We start from the raw sequence: 15746 nt of genomic DNA on the forward strand, positions 1-15746 counted from the left end.
TATGAGCCAGGCAGAAGACATCGAATCCGTCGACGAAGACGGTGTAATCGAAAGCGTGAGCGGTCCCGTCGTGACCGCCACGGACCTCGACGCCCGGATGAACGACGTCGTCTACGTCGGCGACGAAGGACTGATGGGTGAGGTCATCGAGATCGAAGGGAACCTGACCACGATTCAGGTGTACGAGGAGACCTCCGGCGTCGGCCCGGGCGAACCCGTCCAGAACACGGGCGAGCCCCTGAGCGTCGACCTCGGACCCGGTATGCTAGACTCCATCTACGACGGCGTCCAGCGACCGTTGGACGTCCTAGAGGAGAAGATGGGGACGGCGTTCCTCGACCGCGGGGTCGACGCGCCGGGCATCGACCTCGAGAAACAGTGGGAGTTCTCCCCCGAGGTCGAAGAGGGCGACGAGGTCGCACCCGGCGACATCGTCGGGGTCGTCGAAGAGACGATCACCATCGACCACAAGGTCATGGTGCCGCCGGACTACGAGGGCGGCGAAGTCACGTCGGTCGAGAGCGGCGAGTTCACGGTCGAGGAGACCGTCGTCGAACTCGACAACGGCGAAGAGATCCAGATGCACCAGGAGTGGCCGGTCCGCGAGGCCCGCCCCGCCGGTGATAAGGAGACGCCGACCGAGCCGCTGGTGACGGGCCAGCGCGTTCAGGACGGCCTCTTCCCGCTCGCGAAGGGCGGGACGGCGGCGATTCCCGGTCCCTTCGGCTCCGGGAAGACCGTCACCCAGCAGCAACTCGCCAAGTGGTCCGACGCGGACATCGTCGTCTACATCGGCTGTGGCGAGCGCGGCAACGAGATGACCGAGGTCATCGAGGATTTCCCGGAACTGCCCGACCCGCAGACCGGGAACCCGCTGATGGCCCGAACCTGCCTCATCGCCAACACGTCGAACATGCCCGTCGCAGCCCGCGAATCCTGCATTTACACCGGGATCACGATCGCGGAGTACTACCGCGACATGGGGTACGACGTCGCGCTGATGGCCGACTCCACCTCGCGGTGGGCGGAGGCCATGCGTGAGATCTCGAGCCGACTCGAGGAGATGCCCGGCGAGGAGGGGTATCCCGCGTACCTGGCCGCCGCGCTTTCCGAGTTCTACGAGCGCGCCGGCAAGTTCCAACTGATCAACGGCGGCGAGGGATCGATTTCGGTCGTCGGCGCAGTGTCGCCGCCGGGCGGCGACTTCTCCGAGCCGGTCACCCAGAACACGCTGCGTATCGTCAAGACGTTCTGGGCGCTGGACGCCGACCTCGCCGAGCGTCGGCACTTCCCGTCGATCAACTGGAACGAGTCCTACTCGCTGTACAAGGACCAGCTCGACCCGTGGTGGGAGTCGAACGTCGCCGGCGACTGGGCGGAGACCCGCCAGTGGGCCGTCGACGTGCTCGACGAGGAGGACGAACTGCAGGAGATCGTCCAGCTCGTCGGGAAAGACGCGCTGCCGGAAGACCAGCAGCTCACGCTCGAGGTCGCGCGCTACCTGCGTGAGGCCTGGCTTCAGCAGAACGCGCTCCACGACGTCGACACCTACTGCGAACCCGAGAAGACCTACCGGATGCTCGAGGCCATCAAAACGTTCAACGACGAGGCCTTCGAGGCACTCGACGCCGGCGTGCCGCCGGAGGAGATTACGGACGTCGACGCTGCCCCACGGCTCAACCGGATGGGCACCGCCGAGGAGTGGGACGAGTTCATCGACGAGATCGAGAGCGACCTCGAAACGCAACTGCGCGCACTGTACTAACAATGAAAGAGTACCAGACTATCACGGAAATCAGCGGTCCGCTGGTGTTCGCCGAGGTCGACGAACCAGTCGGCTACGACGAGATCGTCGAGATCGAGACGCCCCAGGGCGACACCCTCCGCGGACAGGTGCTGGAATCGAGCGAAGGCATCGTCTCGATCCAGGTGTTCGAAGGGACGGGCGGCATCGACCGCAACGCCTCCGTTCGATTCCTGGGCGAGACGATGAAGATGCCCGTCACCGAGGACCTGCTCGGGCGGGTTCTGGACGGCTCCGGGAACCCGATCGACGGCGGCCCGGAGATCGTCCCCGACGAGCGCCGCGACATCGTCGGCGAAGCGATCAACCCCTACTCTCGAGAGTACCCCGAGGAGTTCATTCAGACCGGCGTGTCGGCCATCGACGGCATGAACACGCTGGTTCGAGGCCAGAAGCTGCCGATCTTCTCCGGGTCGGGGCTTCCCCACAACGAACTCGCGCTCCAGATCGCCCGACAGGCGACGGTGCCGGAAGAAGAGGAAGGCGAGGGCGAAGGCTCCGAATTCGCAGTCATCTTCGGCGCGATGGGAATCACCGCCGAAGAGGCAAACGAGTTCATGGACGACTTCGAGCGCACCGGCGCGCTCGAGCGCTCGGTCGTCTTCATGAACCTCGCGGACGACCCCGCAGTCGAGCGGCAGGTCACGCCGCGACTCGCCCTGACGACGGCCGAGTATCTGGCCTTCGAGCAGGACTACCACGTGCTGGTCATCCTGACGGACATGACCAACTACTGTGAGGCGCTGCGCGAGATCGGTGCCGCACGCGAGGAGGTTCCGGGCCGCCGTGGCTACCCTGGCTACATGTACACCGACCTGGCCCAGCTCTACGAGCGCGCCGGTCGAATCGAGGGCAAGGAAGGCTCGGTCACGCAGATCCCGATCCTGACGATGCCCGGCGACGACGACACCCACCCGATTCCGGACCTGACCGGCTACATCACCGAGGGCCAGATCATGATGGATCGGGACCTCAACAGTCAGGGGATCGAGCCGCCGGTCAACGTCCTGCCCAGCCTCTCCCGGCTGATGGACGACGGGATCGGCGAGGGCCTGACCCGCGAGGACCACGGCGACGTCTCCGACCAGATGTACGCCGCGTACGCAGAGGGTGAGGACCTGCGCGACCTCGTGAACATCGTCGGCCGCGAAGCGCTCTCCGAACGGGACAACAAGTTCCTCGACTTCGCCGACCGCTTCGAGGAAGAGTTCGTCCAGCAGGGGTACGACACCAACCGCTCGATCGACGAGACCCTCGAGATCGGCTGGGACCTGCTCTCGAACCTGCCGAAAACGGAGCTCAACCGTATCGACGAAGAGCTCATCGAGGAGCACTACCGCGAAGACGAGACGGCCGAAGCCGTGCAGGCCGACTAATCGCCGCGGATCGCTCGCATCAGTTTTTGCTGTTTCGATCGTCCGGTTGTGACATAGCGATGGCTTAAGCGCCCGCCAACGCGCAACGGTGAACAGAGAAATGAATGAGAAAAAGGATGCGAAAACGGTTTCGCTCCCACAAAGAGAGAGAAAATAACGGTTGTCGTGGTTGCTATCGGTAGCCGATGGGGACCAGGGTTGCTGGCTTCGGAGTGACAGCGCTCGACCGGATCGACGAGGACCTCATCGCGGAGCACTACCGCGAGGGCCGTTGTCGTTCACGCGCAGTCGAGACCCGCTGCCCGATTTCGGCGCTGTTCGATCGCCGCGCGGACTCCCTCGGGGTCGTCGATCACCGAGCGATCACACCGGAGATCAAGCCACGATCGCTCGAGGACGAGTCTCTCGTCGGTCAGTGAGACGCTCCCGATGTCGGTCCAGGGAACCAGCCGCGTTCCGGTCGGTCCCGCGGCGACCAGGCCCGCCTCGTGAATGCGGAGTTCGCGGGCCGTCCGCGCCCCGCCCAGATCTACGTCCAGCCGATCGAGTCGCCCACTCACCTCGAGTCCCTGAGCGAGAAAGAGTAGACCGAACAGGAACCACTGCACGGTGAGATAACTGATTTCTCGAGTGACGAAACCGAGCGCGAAGTAGCAGATAGCGAGCGCGTACAGACACAGCGCCCGGTTGGGCGAGCGCCACTGCCAGGCCGCTACCGGGTCGTCGGGGGTGATCGCCGCCACGTACCGCGTCCGGGCCATCGTGGCGACGACGGCCGCGCCGAACAGCGCGGCGACTGTCGCCAGACCGCTCGCGAGTGCGATCGCGGTTGGTATCGATGGCAGAAAGACTGCTGCGAACGCTACCCCCGCAAATGCGACTGCGGGGACGAACCACGCGGCCGTCAGCCGGCCGCTGCAACCCGTTCGCTCGGGTAGTCCGTTGGCCCTCGCCGCGAGGGCGCTGCCGACCACGAGTCCGATCGAGAGGGTCGTTGGAACGGTGGCGACGAGGATGCCGCTCGAGGCGTTCAGGGCGACGCCGGCGACGAGCGCCGTGCCGGTCAGAATCGCGGCGAGGTAGACGCCAATCCCGACCCGGAAGCCGGTGTCGGGGGGGTCGAAATCGTCGGGGTGCGAGAGACCGCGGGCAGCCGTCGGAAACACGAGCCAGAGTACGGAACGAGAGGTGATAAAATGTCACTGAATTCGGCAGATCGAAACAACCGCATATTCTGTCAATGAAATTTGATATGTATGCACAAACCACTGCTCGTTCCGGGGTTCCTAGACCGGGCACGGACCTACTACGGCGACGACGAGGCGGTCGTCGCCACCACGGGGGACCGGTTTCACGTACGACGAACTCGGCGAACTACAAGGTCGTCCACCGGGTCGAGTTCGTCGACGAGTTGCGGACCACCGCGACTGGGGAGGTCCAGAAGTACGAACTCCGACAGGAGGAGTAGGAGGACGAAGAGCGGATGGTCGGGCAGGGGTGATTCGGCGGTCCAGCGAAGATCGTCAGAACCCGCGTCGTTCGTCCCCTTCGTCGCCGTCGTCCCTCTCCTCGGTCGTCAACCGCCGGCCGTTCCAGCCGAACTCCTCGTGCTGATCGCCGCAGTCGGCCCCGTCCGGCGGAGCGGTCGAACGCGACGATCCGCGGCCGCCGCGTTCCTTTGCGATCCGTTCCGCCTCGGCACGGTCGACCACGGTCGGCTCCGCCGTCTCCTGGCTGATCGCCGCCCAGAGTACTAACGGGATCACCAGCGCCATCGCGAACAGCAGGGCGAAGACGACAGCGGCGGACATGACTCGAGGAATACTCGACGGCCCGAGCACAAATGTTTTATGAATTGACAATAATAGCATGAATATGAGAGACGACGGGCACGGCTGTCCGAAGTGCGGAGAGACGGAGACGGAGATCGACGAGATTTCGACGACCGGAGGCGGGCTGTCAAAGATGTTCGACATCCAGAACCGTCGATTCCACGTCGTGAGCTGTACGAACTGCGGCTACTCAGAGCTCTACAAGGGGCAGTCGTCGGGCGACATGGTCGACCTGTTCCTCGGCTAGCGGTTCGCGACCGCAGACCGAGTCAACGCATCGCCTACAGCGGGCGCGGGCGGGCGCGGAAACTGTAAACAGTTATCCGACTGGGGGCGCTAGCCCCCGACAAGATGGCCAACGACGTCAAGCCCACCCGCAAGAACTTGATGGCGATCGAGGATCGCATCGAGCTCTCCGAGCGGGGACACGGGACGCTCGAGAAGAAACGCGACGGGCTGATCATGGAGTTCATGGACATCCTGGACAAGGCCCAGGACGTCCGCGGAGATCTGGCCGACGACTACGAACAGGCCCAGCAGAAGATCAACATGGCCCGGGCGATGGAAGGCGACGTCGCCGTCCGCGGTGCCGCGGCGGCGCTGCAGGAACACCCCGAAATCACCACCGAATCGAAAAACATCATGGGCGTCGTCGTCCCGCAGATCGAGTCTTCGCGCGTCTCGAAGAGCCTCGATCAACGCGGTTACGGGATCATGGGAACCTCCGCCCGCATCGACGAGGCCGCCGAAGCCTACGAGGACCTCTTGGAGAGCATCATCCTCGCCGCCGAGGTCGAGACGGCGATGAAGAAGATGCTCCGCGAGATCGAGACCACCAAGCGCCGCGTCAACGCGCTGGAGTTCAAGCTCCTCCCCGAACTCTACGAAAACCAGGAGTACATCGAGCAGAAACTCGAGGAACAGGAACGCGAGGAGACGTTCCGCCTGAAGAAGATCAAGGAGAAGAAGGAAGCCGAGGAGAAAGAAGCCCGCGAGACCGCAGGCGAGACCGAGCCCGAGTCGGAAGACGAGACCGAACTCGAGCAGGCGACCGCCGACGACGACTGATCGAACGCCGAGCGGCCGCGGTCGAGTGAATCATGGCCTGTTCCGAGTGCGGCGCGTCGCCGGTTTCGATTTCCCTCCCCGACGAGTACCGCGGGTACGCGCCGTCGGACGCCGCGGTCGTACTGTTCTGTCCTCACTGTCTGCGTCTCGAGCCGGCGGCCGAGCGGGAGGTCTCTCCGGACGCCACGCCCGAGTTCTCGCGGGTGAGCGACGCGTTCCCTACGCGCCCGGAGCGGGCGATCCCGCTCGCGCTCGCGCTCGGCCTCTGTTCGTCGCTGGCGACGAACCGCACCGCGATCGAACTGCTGCTCAGGGAGGTCGAGAGCGCCGGCGCGGATCCATTACTCGTCCTCGATCGGCTCGTCGCCGACCCGTCGGTCGAGCCCGCGATCGACCTCGAGCGCAGGCGCCATCAACTCGAGCAACTGTTGTACTGACGCATCGATCGCGACCTCGTGCGAAGCGGAGAACGAGCCGTTCGTTACTTGCCGGTCGGCCGGACGCTGTCGCTGACGGCCTGTTTCACCTGCAAAGCGGCGCTGGCAGCCAGACCCCGGGCGACCTCGTCGCGTTCGTCGGCGGTGATGACCTCCTCGGCGGCGGCTTCTTCCTCCAGTTCCGGCGTGAAACCGGCGCTGACGGCGTGGCCGACGGGCGGGCGGACGGCGACGGTGACCTGGGGACCGGTCAGGCCGCTCGAGACGTCGGCGTCGACGACGTATTCGCTGGGGAGAAACTCCCGCGTCCGGGCGGCGATCCGGGAGACATCGCGGTGGAGCAGCCGTTTCTGTGCGCTCGAGAGGTCCGGAACGTCCGCCGCGGCGCGCTGCCCAGCACCAGTCTCGCCCGGTAACCCTGCGTACGGCGTATTTCCGTTCATGAGAAGTGTGTGCCCGTAGCAATGGGATGGCAGGTGAAAAGGGTTCGCCTTCGGACAATCCTAGAGGATCGGTTCGCTGTCGCCGTAGACGGCGAGCACGACCGCGGTCGTGTACCGCCCCGAATCCGCCTGACAACTCTCGACGGCCACCCGCGGATCGGCGAACTCCCAGTCGCGGAGCGCTTGGCCCGCCGCCAGTCCCTCTCGGACCTTGCGTTCGACATCCTCGCGATCCATCTCGCCCGAGGTTTCGTAGAACAGTCCCGGGCCATCGTCGACGGACTGCGACCACGCGAGGGCGGCGCTCACGCGGCCGGGGCCGGCGGTGGTGGCCCGCGCTTCGACGACGGTCAGGCGCTCGCCGGCGGGGCCGAGATCGGGCGCGGTACCGATGTCCTCAACCTCGACGCCAGCAGGAATCACGGACGACACCGAGACGAGGTTGTAATTCTCGACGCCAGCCTCGGCGAGCGCGGCGTCGTAGGAGGCCATCGCCGTGGGGCCCGACGCCGACCCCCAGACGACTCGAATCAGACTCATACTCGCCCTCGGTGACGAGCGGCGTAAGGCGTTGCGATCCGGGATCGCTCTACTGTCGTCGGACGATCCTACAGCGGCCGCGAGCGGCACCCGAAGAATTGAGGGCACCGCGAGTCGGGGGAGAGCAGGCGACTCACTGATACCCACCGCGAGCGAAGCCGAAGGCTGAGCGAGCGGGCCGACGACCGATGTGAAGGCTCGCGACGTGAGCCGAAACGGAGGAAGGAGTGCTTTTAATCGAAATTTTACCGAGGGAGCGGCGAAGCCGCGACTGCAGCGTAAAATTTCGGTTCTATTGGTAGAAATACCCGGCCGACGAGACCACGTCGCTCGAGTCGTCGTTTTCGATCTTCTCTAAGGCCTCGGCGAAGTCCGAGTGAGTGACCTCGTCGCGGTCGTTGCGGATGGCGAACATGCCAGCCTCGGTGGCGAGGCTCTCGATGTCGGCGCCGGAGTAGCCGTCGGTGTCGGCGGCCAGCGCCGCGAAGTCGACGCCGTCGGCGATGTTCATGTTTCGGGTGTGGATCTCGAGGATCTGCTCGCGGCCGGACTCGTCGGGTTCGGGGACTTCGATGAGGCGGTCGAAGCGGCCCGGACGCAAAATCGCGCGATCGAGCATGTCGAAGCGGTTGGTCGCGGCGATGATGCGGATCTCGCCGCGGGCCTCGAAGCCGTCCATCTCGGAGAGCAGTTGCATCATCGTCCGCTGGACCTCGGCGTCGCCGGAGGTCTTCGATTCGGTGCGGCGGGTGGCGATGGCGTCGATCTCGTCGATGAAGATGATAGCGGGTTCGCGCTCGCGGGCCATCTCGAAGAGGTCGCGGACGAGCCGCGAGCCCTCGCCGATGAACTTGCGGACGAGTTCGGAGCCGGCCATCTTGATGAAGGTGGCGTCGGTCTCGTTGGCGACGGCCTTGGCGAGCATCGTCTTGCCCGTCCCCGGTGGGCCATACAGCAAGACGCCGCTGGGCGGGTCGATCCCGACCTCGTCGAACAGTTCGGGCTCCGCGAGGGGCTGTTCGACGGCCTCGCGGACCTCCCGGACCTGCTCGTCGATCCCGCCGATGTCGGCGTAGGTGACCTCGGGTTTCTCGGTGATCTCCATCGACTGGGCGCGCGCGTCGGTCTCGGCGTTCAAAATCGTCTGGATTGCGAAGGAGTCGTTGACCGCGACGCGGTCGCCGGGCTCGACGCGGTCGCTCATCCGCGTCGAAACTTCGGTGAGCACCTCCTGGTTGTTACCGTGCTGTTTGACGATTACCTCCTCGCCCTCGAGCACGTCCTCGACGGTCGCGATGTACAGCGAGGAACTCTTCAGCGTCTCGTTTTCGCGCTCGACGCGGTCGACCTTCTCCCGAAGGCGTTCACGGCGATCCTCGGCGTCGTCGAGCTGGGCCGACAGCTGCTCGTTGACGTCGACGAGGTCCGCGTAGTGCCCGCGAAGCGCCTCGAGCCGTTCGTCGTCCGGGAGATCGGGGTCGATATCGCGGTGAGGTCGGTCGGGAATAGACGGGCTTCGAGACATCCTGATGTACGCCGATAAGATAGCGACAGTAAATGTGCCTTTGGGTCCCGGAGGGATTTCTGTTGTATGGTATCAATCACCATCCAGCGGTCGCAGGGCGAACTGACGGACGGTGTCGTTGCGAGAATCACGCCGAAACAGCCGTCACGAGCGCGGTGACGACGAAGCGCGGAATCGCCGGACTGCGGCTGTCCGCTCAGTCGAGCAGCGATTCGAACTCCGCGAGCCGGTCGCCGTAGGTCTCGAGCGCGCGCTCGATTGGCTCCGAGGAGCTCATGTCGACGCCGGCGATCCGCAGGAGCTCGAGCGGGTACTCGCGGGAGCCCCGCCGAAGGAACTCGAGGTAGTCCTCGGCGGCCGGCTGCCCGCGCGCTAACACGTCGTCGACGATGGCCAGCGCCGCGGAGATACCGGTCGCGTACTGGTAGACGTAGAAGGCCCGGTAGAAGTGGGGGATGCGCATCCACTCGCGGGCGATCCGGTCGTCGATGACGGCGGGCTCGTAGTAGTCTTCCTTCAGCCCGCGGTAAACCTCGTCGAGCCGGTCGGCGGTCAGCGGCTCGCCGTTTTCCTCGAGTCGGTGGGTCTCGTGTTCGAACTCCGCGAAGAGCGTCTGGCGGTACAGCGTCGAGCGCACCCGCTCTAAGAACTCGTTCAAGACGTGCTTGCGGAACTCGGGGTCCTCGACGGTCTCGAGGAGGTGGGTAGTGAGTAAGGCCTCGTTGACCGTGCTGGCGACCTCGGCGACGAAGATCTCGTAGTTCGAGTAGATGAAGGGCTGTTCCTCTTTCGTGAGTTCGGAGTGCATCGAGTGGCCGAGTTCGTGGGCCAGCGTGTACATCGAGGAGATGTCCCGCTGGTAGTTCAGCAGGATGAACGGCTGGGTGTCGTAGGTGCCCCCCGAGTACGCGCCGGACTGTTTGCCCTCGTTCTCGTAGACGTCGACCCACTGGGAGTCGAGTCCGTCCGCGACGCGAGACTGGTACGCCTCGCCCAGCGGCGCGAGCGCGTCGACGACGTACTCGGTCGCCTGCTCGTACTCGAGGTCGGGACCTTCGTCGCCGGTCAGCGGCATGTAGAGGTCCCACATCTGCAGTTCGTCGACACCCAGCGCGCGCTGCTTGAGTTCGGCGTGGCGGTGGAGCGTGTCGACGTTGTCGTGGACGGTGTCGACGAGCGTATCGTAGACTTCGGCGGGAACGTTCGGCCCGTCGAGGGCGGCTTCGCGCGCGGTGTCGTAGTTGCGCGCTCGAGCGGTTTTGACGTCGGCTTTCACGCTGTTCTTGTAGCTGGCCGCGACCGTGTTCCGGACCGACTCCCACTCGTCGAAGTAGCCCTCGTAGACCCGCTTGCGGAACTCGCGGTCGGGTCGCTTGAGCAAGTTGGTGAAGTTACTCTGGGTGATCTCGACTGCGTCCCCCGTCGGGTCTTCGACGGTCGGGAACGTCATGTCGGCGTTCGAGAGCATGTTGTAGACCTCGCCCGTCGCGCCGGTCACCTCGCTCAAGTCCGCCAGCAGCGCCTCGACCTCGGCCGAGCGCGTGTGGGATTTCATCCGGAGGACGTCGTCGACGTAGTGGTCGTAGGTCTCGAGGTCGGACTCGGCTTCGACCAGCGACTCGAACTCCTCGCGGGTGAGTTCCTGAATCTCGGGATCGATGAACGAAGCGGCGGATTGCGCGTCGGCCGCGAGCGACTGAGCGCGGGCAGTCAGCGCCTGATACTGCTGATTCGTCGTGTCCTCGTCGCGGCGCATCCGCGCGTAGGCCGCGACCGTCGACACCTCGCGCATGACCTCGTCGCGTAACTCGAGGACGGCGAGGAGGGTTTCGGCGTCCTCGGTGACCTCTCCCTCGTAGCTCTCGAGGTCCGCGACGCGCTCGGCGACGGCCTCGTAGGCGGCCTCCCAGTCGGCGTCGGTGGCGTAGACGCTCTCGAGATCCCAGGTGTACTCCTCGTCGACCTCGGAGCGGTCGGGAACGGAACTCATACGGACGGATTCGGAGCGGCGGCGGTAAAGCGTGTCGGACCCCTTCACGCGCGGCGGGCGACACCGAAAAGCTGTCGAGCGCGGTCACGGGCGACGGCCGACACTCCGAGGCGGGGCCGGAACGGCATAACGAACCGCTTTTCACTCCGATTTCCCGATTCGGCACTATGGACCGGCTCCTCGAGTCGTTAGACGACGCACCGATCATCGACAAGGACGGGTACGAGTACCTCGTCCACCCGATCAGCAACGGCGTCCCGCGGCTCGATCCCGCCCTGCTGCGGGAGGTCGTCATCGAGGTGATGCGGGTCGCGGACCTCGACGTGGACAAGATCGTCGCGCCCGAGGCGATGGGTATTCACCTCGCGACCGCGCTCTCGCTGCAGACCGACATTCCGCTGGTCGTCATCCGCAAGCGGCCCTACGGGCTCGAGGGAGAGGTGTCGCTCCATCAGGAGACCGGCTACTCGGAGTCGGAGATGTACATCAACGATATCGACGCGGGGGATCGCGTCGTGATCGTCGACGACATGCTCTCGACCGGTGGGACGCTGGCGGCGATCTGCGACGCGCTCGACGGCATCGGCGCGGAGATCGTCGATATCGTCGTCGTCCTGCGGAAAGTCGGCGATTCGGCGCTCGACGAGACGGACTACGAAGCGACGAGCCTCGTCGACATCACGGTCGAGGACGGCGACGTGACGGTGCACTGACCGAGCCCGTTCGTTTCCGTCGTTCATCCCGAAAGAGCAGTGGGTAGCGACGGATCCGCATCGGTGCTAACGCACCCCTATGCACAACCGTGGATATAGTCGGCCCCAGTCGACCGCTCGATGAGCGCATATACGAGATTTTTTGTACATCGATTCGCTACGGGGAGGGTATAGTATGTCGAACGAAACTGACGGGGGCATTCAAATCGAATACGGCGTCGACGAAAAACCGCCGTTACCGAAATCGATCCTGCTGGGCTTGCAACACGTCGCGGTCATGATCGTGCCGGCGACGGCGGTGGCGTACGTCGTCGCGAACGGGGTCGGCGTCGAGGCCGACGCGGCCTATCTCGTCCAGATGGTCCTGCTGTTTTCCGGACTGGCAACGATGGTCCAGGCGTACACCGTCGGCCCAGTCGGCGCGCGGCTGCCGATTGTCATGGGCTCGAGTTTTACCTTCGTCGGTGCGACGATCGATATCGGCGCGAGCTTCGGGTTGGCCGCCGTCTTCGGTGCGATCCTCGTGACCGGCTTCGTCGTCGAGGGGCTGATCGGCTGGCAGTTCAAACGTATCAAACCCTTCTTCCCGCCGCTGGTGACTGGCCTCGTCGTCGTCATCATCGGTCTCTACCTCGTTCCGGTCGCGATGGACTATGCCGCCGGCGGGGTCGGCGCGTCGGACTTCGGTGCCACACACCACATCGGACTCGCCGCGCTCGTGCTGGCGATCGCCGTCGGTCTCAACATGTTCACGCGCGGCGTCACGCGACTGTTGTCCGTGCTGTTTGCGATCGTCGTCGGCTACGCGGCCGCCATCGCCCTCACGTTCGCGACCGGCCTCGAGCTCGTCGACTTCTCGAGTGTCGGGAGCGCCGCGTGGATCGCGCTCCCGTCGCCGACGCGCTTCGGCTTCGAGTTCGAGCCGATCGCGATCGCCACGTTCGCCGTCCTCTTTCTCGTCTCCTCGATGGAGACCGTCGGCGACATGTCCGGCGTCACGGCCGCCGAGGGGCGCAACCCGACGAACGAGGAGTTCCGCGGCGGGCTGTTCAACGACGGGCTGCTGAGTTCGATCGGCGCCGTCTTCAGTGCGTTCCCGATCACGTCGTTCTCCCAGAACGTCGGCATCGTCAATTTCACCGGCGTGATGAGCCGGCACGTCGTCGGCATCGGCGGCGTCTTCCTCGCCGTCCTCGGACTGAGCCCGAAGGTCGGCGCCGCCGTGACGACGATCCCCAGCGCGGTCTTCGGGGGGGCCGTCCTGCTGATGGCCGGGATGGTCGCCGCAAGTGGGTTCCGGCTGATCGTCACGCACGTCGAGCTCGATCGTCGGAACACGGTCATCGTCGCCGTCTCGCTCGGCCTCGGGCTCGGCGTCACGACGACGCCCGAGGCGCTGGCGGGACTCCCGAGCGGTGCGGAGCTGTTCTTCGGACAGTCGGTCATCGTGACCGCGCTCTCGGCGCTGGTCCTCAACACGTTCGTTCCCGGCACGGAGAGCCCGCTGTTCGACGCACCGTCCGTCGAGTCGGACTCGGCTGCGGAGTCCGCGCCCGTCGAACCCAGCGACGACTGATTCGGTTCGGCGCGGACGGCCGGGGAGCCCCTGGCCCGCTTTTTTCCCGCTCGATGGAGAACCGACGGTATGGACGACGGCGACCGAGAGACCGGTTTCGCTAATTCGCCGACGCTCGAGCGTGTGATCGGTCGCGCGTGGACCGACGATCGACCCTGGGAACTACTGACCCGCCTGACCGAACTCCCCCACCGGCTCGGCGGCTCGAGTGGCGAACGACGGGCCGCCGGGATCGTCCGCGAGGCACTGAGCGAGGCGGGACTCGAAAACGTTCGACTCGACGAGTTTCCCATGCAACACTGGACACGCGGCGCGACCGAGTTCGCGGTCCTCGAGAGCGGGGACGCGAACGGCCGTTCGTTCGAGGCGGTCGCGCTGCCGTACTCGCCGGCTGGGGACATCGAGGGACCGCTGGTGGACATCGGGCACGGCACCCCCGAGGAGATCGACGCAGTCGACCTGCAGGGCGCGATCGCCGTCGCGAGCACGACGACGCCGCCCGAGCAGCGGTTCGTCCACCGACTGGAGAAGTTCGGCCACGCGGTCGCGGCGGGCGCGGCGGCGTTCGTCTTCGGCAACCACGTTCCCGGTCAACTGCCGCCGACGGGCGCGCTGCAGTTCGACGCCGAGGCCGCCGTGCCGGGCGTCGGCGTCAGCGCCGAAACGCGCGACTGGCTCGCGGAGTACGCCGAGCGCGGGGCCAAAGCGCGGCTCCGCGTCGACGCGACGACGCGGAGTGGCTCGAGTCGGAACGTCTGTGGCAGACTCGGACCGGAGACGGACGAGGAAGTGCTCGTCCTCGCCCACTACGACGCCCACGATATCGGCGAGGGAGCGCTTGACAACGGCTGCGGGATCGCCACCGTCACCGGCGCGACGGCGATCCTCGCGGCGATCGAGGACGCCCTCGAGTGTCGGGTTCGTATCGTCGGCGTCGGCTGTGAGGAACTCGGCCTGCTCGGGGCCGAGGCGCTGGCCGACGAACTCGACCTCGAGTCCGTCCGCGCGGTCGTCAACGTCGACGGGGCGGGCCGCCACCGGAATCTGCGGGCGTTTTCGCACGGTTCGACAGCGCTCGAGACGCTCGCCGAGGACGTGACCGACGCCGCCGGCCAACCGGTCGTCCACGAGCCCGATCCGCATCCGTTCAGCGACCACTGGCCGTTCCTTCGAGCGGGGGTGCCGGCGCTGCAACTCCACAGCGAACCGCCCGAGGGCGGCGAGCGCGGTCGGGGCTGGGGGCACACGGCTGCCGACACCCGCGACAAGGTCGACCCGCGAACCCTCCGAGAGCACGCGATACTGACGGCGCTGTGCGTCCGCGAGCTCGCGACGCGGGACATGCCCCGCGTCGACGAGGACGAGCTCCGCGAGCAGTTGCGAGCGCAGGAGTACGAACCCGGCATGCGCGCGGCGGACATCTGGCCCGAGCCGTGGTCGTGAGTCGAACCGATCGGTCGACTGACTCCCTCACCGCATTCCATTGGCCACCTGCTCGGCCACCCGCGCGCCCGTCGTCCGGTCGATCCGCCGTCGCTCGAAGACGGCTCGAGCGCTGTCGGCCGCGTCCTCGTCGATCTCGAACGCGAGATCGGGATAGCGCACGTCGGTCAGCACCAGCGGCTCCGGCGGGGCGGGCGCGATTCCCTCGTGACCGGGCAGCGGTTCCGGCTCGAAGACGCGGTCGATCTTTGCGAGCGGTTCGTCGCCGGCTCCGATGGCGCGAGCGAGCGACACCAGTCGGCGGACGAGTTCGCGGGCGAACCCGCCCGCGCTGACCGTGAGGACGAGGTAATCGTCGTCGCGGCGGACCTCGAGCGACGGCGCGCGCTCGGTGTTGTGATCGTCCGGCGTCAGGTTGTGGAAGTCGTGGGTACCGGAGAGCGCCTCGCAGGCCGCGCGAAATCGGTCATCGTCGATGACCGGCGCGGCGCGTCTCGATCCAGACACCGCTTCCGTGGGCGCGTACAGGTGATAGGTATAGATACGGCGGCTCGCGTGGTGAGTCGCGTGGAACCCTTCGGGCGCGTCGGCGGCCGCCCAGGCTCGAACGTCGGCGGGGAGGTCGCCGTTCAGCGCCCGCGGCGTGAGCCAGTCGGGGGCCTCGAGAGCGATCGTCTGAGCGATCGCAGAGACGCCCGCGTCGGTCCGGCCGGCAGCGGCGTAGCCCGCCGGTTTGTCGGCGTCGGGCTCGAGGACCTCGAGCGTGCGGAGTGCGTCGAAGACGGCGTCCTCGACGGTGGGGACGTCAGGCTGGCGCTGGAAGCCGTGATAACTAGTCCCGTCGTAGGCGATCCGGAACGCGCGCAATGACATTGGTTCTCGAGTCGACCCAGCGCGGCGAGTGTGTTATACCGTTCGCTGTGACGACGGCTCGCGCCGCTGCTCGAGCCGCCGACCGGCGAGCGGTTCGTAGAACGAAGCGAAAAAACTGGACGAAGT

The 15746-nt window shown here is 65.9% G+C and carries 15 protein-coding genes; 8 read left to right on the forward strand and 7 right to left on the reverse strand.

The window, feature by feature from the left end; genetic code table 11:
• Position 1 precedes the first annotated feature (1 nt).
• Positions 2-1765, forward strand: a complete 1764-nt coding sequence (locus tag NKH51_RS13265) for an ATP synthase subunit A (RefSeq protein ID WP_254762167.1) — start codon at positions 2-4, stop codon at positions 1763-1765.
• A 2-nt stretch (positions 1766-1767) separates the two neighbouring features.
• Positions 1768-3180: an ATP synthase subunit B gene (locus tag NKH51_RS13270; protein WP_254762168.1), complete on the forward strand. Its 1413-nt coding sequence runs from the start codon at positions 1768-1770 to the stop codon at positions 3178-3180.
• A gap of 278 nt (positions 3181-3458) precedes the next feature.
• Here NKH51_RS13270 and NKH51_RS13275 read toward each other — a convergent pair whose 3' ends face one another.
• Positions 3459-4346, reverse strand: coding sequence for a PH domain-containing protein (locus NKH51_RS13275; protein WP_254762169.1), 888 nt, complete (start codon positions 4344-4346; stop codon positions 3459-3461).
• Between the two features lie 357 nt (positions 4347-4703).
• The gene (locus NKH51_RS13280) at positions 4704-4991 is read right to left on the reverse strand and encodes a DUF8143 family protein (RefSeq protein ID WP_254762170.1); all 288 of its coding nucleotides are present in this window, start codon (positions 4989-4991) and stop codon (positions 4704-4706) included.
• A 64-nt stretch (positions 4992-5055) separates the two neighbouring features.
• Between NKH51_RS13280 and NKH51_RS13285 the strand changes: the two genes are divergently transcribed.
• From NKH51_RS13285 to NKH51_RS13295, 3 genes are all read left to right on the forward strand, one after another.
• Positions 5056-5259 (forward strand): zinc ribbon domain-containing protein, encoded by a 204-nt coding sequence (locus NKH51_RS13285; protein WP_254762171.1) that lies wholly within the window; start codon positions 5056-5058, stop codon positions 5257-5259.
• A gap of 104 nt (positions 5260-5363) precedes the next feature.
• Positions 5364-6080: a V-type ATP synthase subunit D gene (locus NKH51_RS13290; protein WP_254762172.1), complete on the forward strand. Its 717-nt coding sequence runs from the start codon at positions 5364-5366 to the stop codon at positions 6078-6080.
• 32 nt (positions 6081-6112) lie between these two features.
• The gene (locus NKH51_RS13295) at positions 6113-6517 is read left to right on the forward strand and encodes a DUF6276 family protein (protein ID WP_254762173.1); all 405 of its coding nucleotides are present in this window, start codon (positions 6113-6115) and stop codon (positions 6515-6517) included.
• A 44-nt stretch (positions 6518-6561) separates the two neighbouring features.
• On the opposite strand, the gene NKH51_RS13300 is transcribed toward NKH51_RS13295, so the two are convergent.
• The 4 genes from NKH51_RS13300 to pepF form a co-directional block, all read right to left on the reverse strand.
• Positions 6562-6960 (reverse strand): DUF5811 family protein, encoded by a 399-nt coding sequence (locus tag NKH51_RS13300; protein ID WP_254762174.1) that lies wholly within the window; start codon positions 6958-6960, stop codon positions 6562-6564.
• Positions 6961-7020: 60 nt separating this feature from the next.
• Positions 7021-7500 carry a pyruvoyl-dependent arginine decarboxylase gene (locus NKH51_RS13305; protein WP_254762175.1) on the reverse strand — a complete coding sequence of 160 codons (480 nt, stop codon included), beginning with the start codon at positions 7498-7500 and terminating at the stop codon, positions 7021-7023.
• Between the two features lie 292 nt (positions 7501-7792).
• Entirely contained in the window at positions 7793-9025 is a 1233-nt protein-coding gene (gene pan2 / locus NKH51_RS13310) for a proteasome-activating nucleotidase Pan2 (protein ID WP_254762176.1), read from the reverse strand.
• A gap of 196 nt (positions 9026-9221) precedes the next feature.
• Positions 9222-11015, reverse strand: a complete 1794-nt coding sequence (gene pepF / locus NKH51_RS13315; RefSeq protein WP_254762177.1) for an oligoendopeptidase F — start codon at positions 11013-11015, stop codon at positions 9222-9224.
• A gap of 167 nt (positions 11016-11182) precedes the next feature.
• On the opposite strand from pepF, the gene hpt reads away from it, so the two are divergent.
• The 3 genes from hpt (at position 11183) to NKH51_RS13330 (ending at position 14747) form a co-directional block, all read left to right on the forward strand.
• A complete protein-coding gene (gene hpt, locus NKH51_RS13320; protein WP_254762178.1) occupies positions 11183-11728 on the forward strand; it encodes a hypoxanthine/guanine phosphoribosyltransferase in 546 nt (181 codons plus the stop codon).
• Positions 11729-11903: 175 nt separating this feature from the next.
• Positions 11904-13304: a uracil-xanthine permease family protein gene (locus NKH51_RS13325; RefSeq protein ID WP_254762179.1), complete on the forward strand. Its 1401-nt coding sequence runs from the start codon at positions 11904-11906 to the stop codon at positions 13302-13304.
• A 69-nt stretch (positions 13305-13373) separates the two neighbouring features.
• Positions 13374-14747 carry a M28 family metallopeptidase gene (locus NKH51_RS13330; protein ID WP_254762180.1) on the forward strand — a complete coding sequence of 458 codons (1374 nt, stop codon included), beginning with the start codon at positions 13374-13376 and terminating at the stop codon, positions 14745-14747.
• 27 nt (positions 14748-14774) lie between these two features.
• Here NKH51_RS13330 and truA read toward each other — a convergent pair whose 3' ends face one another.
• Positions 14775-15620 (reverse strand): tRNA pseudouridine(38-40) synthase TruA, encoded by an 846-nt coding sequence (gene truA, locus NKH51_RS13335; RefSeq protein WP_254762181.1) that lies wholly within the window; start codon positions 15618-15620, stop codon positions 14775-14777.
• Positions 15621-15746 lie beyond the last annotated feature (126 nt).

The sequence above is a fragment of the Natrinema marinum genome, assembly GCF_024296685.1.
GTDB lineage: Archaea > Halobacteriota > Halobacteria > Halobacteriales > Natrialbaceae > Natrinema > Natrinema marinum.

Excerpts from the sequence above, each read along its gene's own strand:
- pepF (WP_254762177.1), bottom strand. The coding sequence starts at position 11,015 with ATGAGTTCCGTTCCCGACCGCTCCGAGGTCGACGAGGAGTACACCTGG.
- NKH51_RS13300 (WP_254762174.1), bottom strand. The coding sequence starts at position 6,960 with ATGAACGGAAATACGCCGTACGCAGGGTTACCGGGCGAGACTGGTGCT.
- pan2 (WP_254762176.1), bottom strand. The coding sequence starts at position 9,025 with ATGTCTCGAAGCCCGTCTATTCCCGACCGACCTCACCGCGATATCGAC.
- NKH51_RS13280 (WP_254762170.1), bottom strand. The coding sequence starts at position 4,991 with ATGTCCGCCGCTGTCGTCTTCGCCCTGCTGTTCGCGATGGCGCTGGTG.
- NKH51_RS13330 (WP_254762180.1), top strand. The coding sequence starts at position 13,374 with ATGGACGACGGCGACCGAGAGACCGGTTTCGCTAATTCGCCGACGCTC.
- NKH51_RS13270 (WP_254762168.1), top strand. The coding sequence starts at position 1,768 with ATGAAAGAGTACCAGACTATCACGGAAATCAGCGGTCCGCTGGTGTTC.
- NKH51_RS13290 (WP_254762172.1), top strand. The coding sequence starts at position 5,364 with ATGGCCAACGACGTCAAGCCCACCCGCAAGAACTTGATGGCGATCGAG.
- NKH51_RS13285 (WP_254762171.1), top strand. The coding sequence starts at position 5,056 with ATGAGAGACGACGGGCACGGCTGTCCGAAGTGCGGAGAGACGGAGACG.
- NKH51_RS13325 (WP_254762179.1), top strand. The coding sequence starts at position 11,904 with ATGTCGAACGAAACTGACGGGGGCATTCAAATCGAATACGGCGTCGAC.
- NKH51_RS13295 (WP_254762173.1), top strand. The coding sequence starts at position 6,113 with ATGGCCTGTTCCGAGTGCGGCGCGTCGCCGGTTTCGATTTCCCTCCCC.
- truA (WP_254762181.1), bottom strand. The coding sequence starts at position 15,620 with ATGTCATTGCGCGCGTTCCGGATCGCCTACGACGGGACTAGTTATCAC.
- NKH51_RS13305 (WP_254762175.1), bottom strand. The coding sequence starts at position 7,500 with ATGAGTCTGATTCGAGTCGTCTGGGGGTCGGCGTCGGGCCCCACGGCG.
- NKH51_RS13265 (WP_254762167.1), top strand. The coding sequence starts at position 2 with ATGAGCCAGGCAGAAGACATCGAATCCGTCGACGAAGACGGTGTAATC.
- hpt (WP_254762178.1), top strand. The coding sequence starts at position 11,183 with ATGGACCGGCTCCTCGAGTCGTTAGACGACGCACCGATCATCGACAAG.